Source organism: Cognatiluteimonas telluris (genome assembly GCF_011320095.1).
GTDB classification, from domain to species: domain Bacteria; phylum Pseudomonadota; class Gammaproteobacteria; order Xanthomonadales; family Xanthomonadaceae; genus Cognatiluteimonas; species Cognatiluteimonas telluris.
On record NZ_JAANOY010000053.1, the window covers coordinates 1 to 5,402 of the forward strand.

Sequence of the window (5,402 nt, forward strand, 5' to 3'; positions counted from 1 at the left end):
AAGGGCCGGCACCTAACAATTCATTCAAGCCGAACTTGCTTCGTTCCAGCAAAAGCGTGGCAGAAAAAGCTTGCCACGCTTTCGCTTCCACTACGCAAGTCGGCTTAATTCAGGTGTTAGGCCGCTAAAAGCGGGCCTGTTGTGGCCATGCGGCAGTTCGGTTTGCTCGATTCGCCCAACACCTTGTCGCTTCCGTCCACCATCTTCGGTCGCGCTTGGAGTGATTTAAGCTGCGCTCGTATTTCTAGCGGCAGTTTTCGCGGGTGAGGCTACCGGCGGCATCAACGCCGGGCGCTCGTGGTTACCGGTGCGCGGTCGTGCGTCTTGGCTTCGGCACAAGCTGCTTCGGCTAGTCCTCTGGTCGCGCCCGGTTTGCATCGGAGTGCGCCCGAGCCGTCCGGCGGCATTTGCCGCATCCCAGATCACCAGGCGGCATCTGGTTGGGCGCCTGTAGCTTCTGGCGCGCGGCCGACTGGTTCGGCCTTAGGTCAAGCGCGTGGCTTGCTACCGAATGACTCTTGTGGGCAAATGGCTGCCTAACTATTCATTCAAGGGGAAGCCGCTTCGCGGCTCCCCTTAATTCAGGTGTTAGACCCTTGGGCGGAGCCTCTTGCACGGGCTTGAGTGATACTGTAGTGTCACTCTATGCGTACTGAACTGGTTACCACCCTCAAGCGCCAGGCGACCGAGCTGCTCTCCGACGTGGAGCGGGATAAGGAGCCGATTCTCATCACGCAGCATGGGCTGCCCACGGCCTATCTCGTGGACGTTGAGAGCTACGAGCTCATGCAGCAGCGGATGAACATCCTCGAGGGCATCGCTCGAGGAGAACAGGCGATCGCTGAGGGTCGGGCTGTCTCCTACGCCCAAGCCAAGAAGCGTCTTGCCAGATGGCTGAAATAGTTTGGTCAGAGCCAGCCCTAAGTGACCTGGATGCCATTGGCGACTACATCGCGTTAGAGAATCCCACTGCGGCCGCAGATCTGGTCCAGCGAGTATTCGCGCATGTTGAGCAATTGGCGGAGCATCCGGAGAGTGGCAGTCGGCCCCAGGAACTCAAGCGGTCCCGCTATCGCCAGATCGTCGAGCCACCCTGCCGGGTGTTCTACCGCTACGATGGAGAGACGGTGTTTGTCCTTCACGTCATGCGGTCGGAGCGCTTGCTTCGCACTGGGAAGCTAAGTGCTCGGGCTAAACGGCCAAGGGTCTAACAATTCATTCAAGCCGAACATGCTTCGCTCCAGCAAAAGGCGGCACTGAAAAGCGTGCCACCTTTTGCCTCCACTACGCATGTCGGCTTAATTCAGGTGTTAGGCGCCAATCCAACATCAGGGGGATTTGTGGAGAGAAATATCAAGGTCTTTCGTGCTCACCGCGCACTGTCTTGGCTCTATGCAATGGGCATCGCTTTGATCGTTTTCTTAGGCTTTAGCCAACCACCTTCCCTGAAAGAACCTTGGTGGTATTTCATGCTCGCTTTGTTCGTCGGCGTCTTCCTCGCCCATCATCTGACCGCTAAAGGGGCGCGAGAATCCAAGCCTTGGGCGAGAACGAGCTCTATCGTAATTTCAGTCCTTTTGCTCTTTGGCTTTCCCTTGGGCACGCTCATCGGCATATATCTGCTTTCAAACACTTGGCATGCGTGGGATGGCAAAGTGGGCGCAAGCGTCGTTGGCGCCTAACAATTCATTCAAGCCGAAGCCGCTTCGCGGCTCGGCTTAATTCAGGCGTTAGGCAGCAGATGAAGATTCCCGCTCGTTTCCTAGCTCTCATTGCCTTGGCCGCGACTTGGCTGCCAGCGGCCCATGCATCTCCGCCTCCTGGCTTATGCAAGGCACTACGCAGTTTCGTCGAGTCTGTGCAGCCCGATGAGAAACGCGAATTTACGTTCCGAACCTCCTGGGGCGAGAACTTCAAGGACGCACCAGCTCCGGCGCTTGCTGCTACGCGCTGCGAGTACGGCGGCTACGAGCCAGCCAAGAAGGTCTGTGACAACCTTATGAAATACGGCTCAACCGAATTTGCCGGGGCCAATGTTAAGAACTCAATCATTTGCTTATCAAGGAAGACTCGCTTCGCTCCGTTGATGCGGCTCGACAACGGCGCATTCTCATTTAGCTATGGGTCTGACCACAAAGGTGCCCTAATAGACATCACGCTGCAGGCGGATGAAAAGGTCGGCGGCATGGCTTTCCGGCTGATGGCTGATGGGTACTAAGCTGCTGCCTAACAATTCATTCAAGCCGAACCAGCTTCGTTCCGGCAAAAGGCGGCACTGAAAAGCGTGCCACCTTTTGCCTCCACTACGCCGGTCGGCTTAATTCAGGTGTTAGGCCGCTAAGAGCGGGCCCGCTGCGGCCATTCGGCAGTTCGGGTTGCTCGCTTCGCCGAGCATCTTGTCGCTTTCGTCCACCCTCTTCGGTCGCGCTTGGAGTCATCTAAGCGGCGCTCGGATTTCCACGCGGCAGTATTGGCGGCCGAACCTGCTGGCGGCATCTGCGTCGGGCGCTCGCAACTCCAGGCGCGCGGTCGGACAGCGTCGCTTCGGCACAAGCAGCTTCGGCTAGTCCAGGGTCGCGCCCGATTTGCGTCGGAGTGCGCCCGGACCATCCGGCGGCATTGCCGCATTCCTGACCACCAGGCGGCATCTCGGCTGGGCGCCTGTAGCTTCTGGCGCGCGGCCGACTGGTTCTGCCTCAGGTCAAGCGTGTGGCTTGTCAGCCAATGATTCTTGTGGGCAAATGGCGGCCTAACGATTCATTCAAGCCGAACCTACTTCGTTCCAGCAAAAGGCGGCACTGAAAAGCGTGCCACCTTTCGCCTCCACTACGCAGGTCGGCTTAATTCAGGTGTTAGGCACCACATGGACTCTTTCGACTTCTCGTGGATGGTTGGTCGCACAGTCGACGCAGTTCGGCTAAACGAGCCCACCCAATGGGTGTTCTCCTTCGCACCCGGCATCGGCATTGGGGCCGAGTGTCCATGGCGTCTCCTTCGGAAAGGTAGCGTCGCAATTGGCAGCGAGGATCACCTGCAGCAGTACGGCTTGCCGGCGCCTCTAGATGCCGCGGCTGTAGCCGCCGAGTCCCTTGGCTCCCATCAAGTCACCCGAGTGGAGGTGCGCGATGGCACCGCGGACCTAATACTCGAGTTCACTGGAGAGCTGCGCCTGGAGTTCATCCCAATTTCCAGTGGTTACGAGAGTTGGGGAGTCACCGCTCCGTCGGGCTTTCAGGTCATCGCACAAGGTGGCGGGCAACTGTCCGGTTGGCCGGCTGGTGCCTAACAATTCATTCAAGCCGAACCCGCTTCGCGGGTCGGCTTAATTCAGGTGTTAGGCCGCTAAGAGCGGGCCTGCTGCGGCAATTCGGCAGTTCGGGTTGCTCGCTTCGCTCAGCACCTTGTCGCTTTCGTCCGCCATCTTCGGTCGCGCCTGGAGTTATCTAAGCGGCGCTCGTATCTCCACGCGGCAGTAATGGCGGTCGAGGCTGCTTGGCGGCATCTGCGTTTGGCGCTCGCAGCTCCCGGCGCGCGGCCGGGCAGCGTAGCTTCGGCACAAGCAGCTTCGGCTAGTCCGTGGGTCGCGCCCGAGTTGCCCAGGGGTGCGCCCGGACCGTCCGGCGGCATTTGCCGCATCCCGGACCGCCAGGCGGCATCTGGGCTGGGCGCCTTTAGCTTCTGGCGCGCGGCCGACTGCTTCGGCCTCAGGTCAAGCGTGTGGCTTGTCAGCCAATGATTCTTATGGACAAATGGCGGCCTAACGATTCATTCAAGCCGAACCCGCTTCGTTCCAGCAAAAGGCGGCACTGAAAAGCGTGCCACCTTTTGCCTCCACTACGCAGGTCGGCTTAATTCAGGTGTTAGGGCGCAATATGAAGATACAGGAAGCCTTGAGAAGGTTAGGATTCGAGTTTGTACTTGCACTCATCCTTGGGGGCATTCCCATTTTTCTAGCCTGGGCATTTGGTGGACTAGCTGCACTGGAAACCTCCATCGCAGACTTTGCTCCGAAAGGATTTCCCCTCTGGTACGTGGTGGGGCTGAGTGTCACTGGACTGTGCTTTCTTGGGCTTACGGCTGTGTTCCCGCCAAGCCCGTCCCCAGGCCCCGTACGCAAAGTTGCAGCTGAGACTTACACGGAAATTAGGTCAGTGCTGCGCATCGGTGCGGGCATACTCGTTATGTTCTGCTTGATCTGGACAGGCTCATCCCCTTCTTCGCTCCATACAGGTGCACTTTGGTTTGCTCTGCTAGCAATAATTGCACTATCTGAGGCCGCTGCACTCACTTGGCTGTTTGAGTGGGTCGGCAAACGTAACGGGTTTGCGCCCTAACAATTCGTCCAAGCCGACGCCGCTTCGCGGCGCGGCTTAACTCAGGTGTTAGACCGCACAAAAGATGGCCGACCGTCCCGACAAATACGCCTCATGGGCAATGTTCCTGTTTGGCGCGCTCTTGGTCGTTAAAAGCATGCCCGGCCTGGTGCGTTTCATGCTCACCGGCGACACATATTTTGCAGGCTACAAAAGCATCCCACTTGACCTCACTGGCGGTGACGCCGTACTTATGCTCTCTGCACACTTTGCAGCAGGCGCTTACTTCTGCTGGCTTGGTGCCAAACGTTTGGCTGGCAAGACGTGAGTTCACGCCGTGCGGTCTAACAATTCATTCAAGCCGACGCCGCTTCGCGGCGCGGCTTAATTCAGGTGTTAGACCGCATGGACCCGTCCCAAGCACTCGGTTGGTTCAAACTGCCCCAGCGCGTGCTCTGGGCACTGTTGCTCATTGCGGGCCTTGTGCTCTGGGGGCCTGGTTGGTTTGTGAGCGGCTTGGGGCTTGAGGCCTTCATCGCCACCTACCGCATGTGGCTGGGCGTTGTGTTCCTTCTCTTCCTGGCGGCCACTCTCCCTACGCCAATCCAGTGGGTCGCAACTAAGGCGTGGGAGTGGTTAAAGGAGCGCCGTGGCATGAAGGCACGCCGAGCGCGCCTTCATGACCTTTCAAGCGATGAGAAAGAGGTGCTGCGGTACTACCTCACGAATAACGTTCGGACTCAGACGCTGGACTGCGCTGATGGCATAGCGCCCGCACTCGAGCGTGCGTGGATCATCTATCGCGCCTCCAACGTTTCTCAGGGCTACACGGATTTCGCGTACAACATTCAGCAATGGGCACTTGACTACATCCGCGAGCATCCAGAGGTCCTAGATGCGGTCTAACAAATCATTCAAGCCGAACCCGCTTCGCGGGTCGGCTTAATTCTGGTGTTAGAGCCCGCAGGTTAACAAAGTAAGTGCAACACCTGCGACGCCCAAGGAAGAAGCGGCGAGCTGGCAGACTGAAGGGGATCACTCCGGGAAGAGAAGATCCTTGAAGTACTGCCAGCTCACCGAGGCGGAACG

6 protein-coding genes are annotated in these 5,402 nt (G+C 58.3%); all 6 read left to right on the plus strand.

Annotation, left to right across the window (positions count from 1 at the left end):
- Positions 1–645 precede the first annotated feature (645 nt).
- On the plus strand, positions 646–903 hold the full coding sequence (locus tag G7B67_RS12630; RefSeq protein WP_166212969.1) for a type II toxin-antitoxin system Phd/YefM family antitoxin: 258 nt from the start codon (positions 646–648) through the stop codon (positions 901–903).
- Positions 891–1,211, plus strand: a complete 321-nt coding sequence (locus G7B67_RS12635; RefSeq protein ID WP_166212971.1) for a type II toxin-antitoxin system RelE/ParE family toxin — start codon at positions 891–893, stop codon at positions 1,209–1,211. Before G7B67_RS12630 ends, G7B67_RS12635 begins: the two co-directional genes overlap by 13 nt.
- Before the next feature lie 54 nt (positions 1,212–1,265).
- Positions 1,266–1,682 (plus strand): hypothetical protein, encoded by a 417-nt coding sequence (locus G7B67_RS12640; RefSeq protein ID WP_166212973.1) that lies wholly within the window; start codon positions 1,266–1,268, stop codon positions 1,680–1,682.
- Positions 1,683–1,741: 59 nt separating this feature from the next.
- On the plus strand, positions 1,742–2,218 hold the full coding sequence (locus tag G7B67_RS12645; protein WP_166212975.1) for a hypothetical protein: 477 nt from the start codon (positions 1,742–1,744) through the stop codon (positions 2,216–2,218).
- Between the two features lie 2,180 nt (positions 2,219–4,398).
- Positions 4,399–4,641 (plus strand): hypothetical protein, encoded by a 243-nt coding sequence (locus tag G7B67_RS12650; protein ID WP_166212977.1) that lies wholly within the window; start codon positions 4,399–4,401, stop codon positions 4,639–4,641.
- 77 nt (positions 4,642–4,718) lie between these two features.
- On the plus strand, positions 4,719–5,219 hold the full coding sequence (locus tag G7B67_RS12655; protein WP_166212979.1) for a super-infection exclusion protein B: 501 nt from the start codon (positions 4,719–4,721) through the stop codon (positions 5,217–5,219).
- The last annotated feature ends 183 nt before the right edge of the window (positions 5,220–5,402 follow it).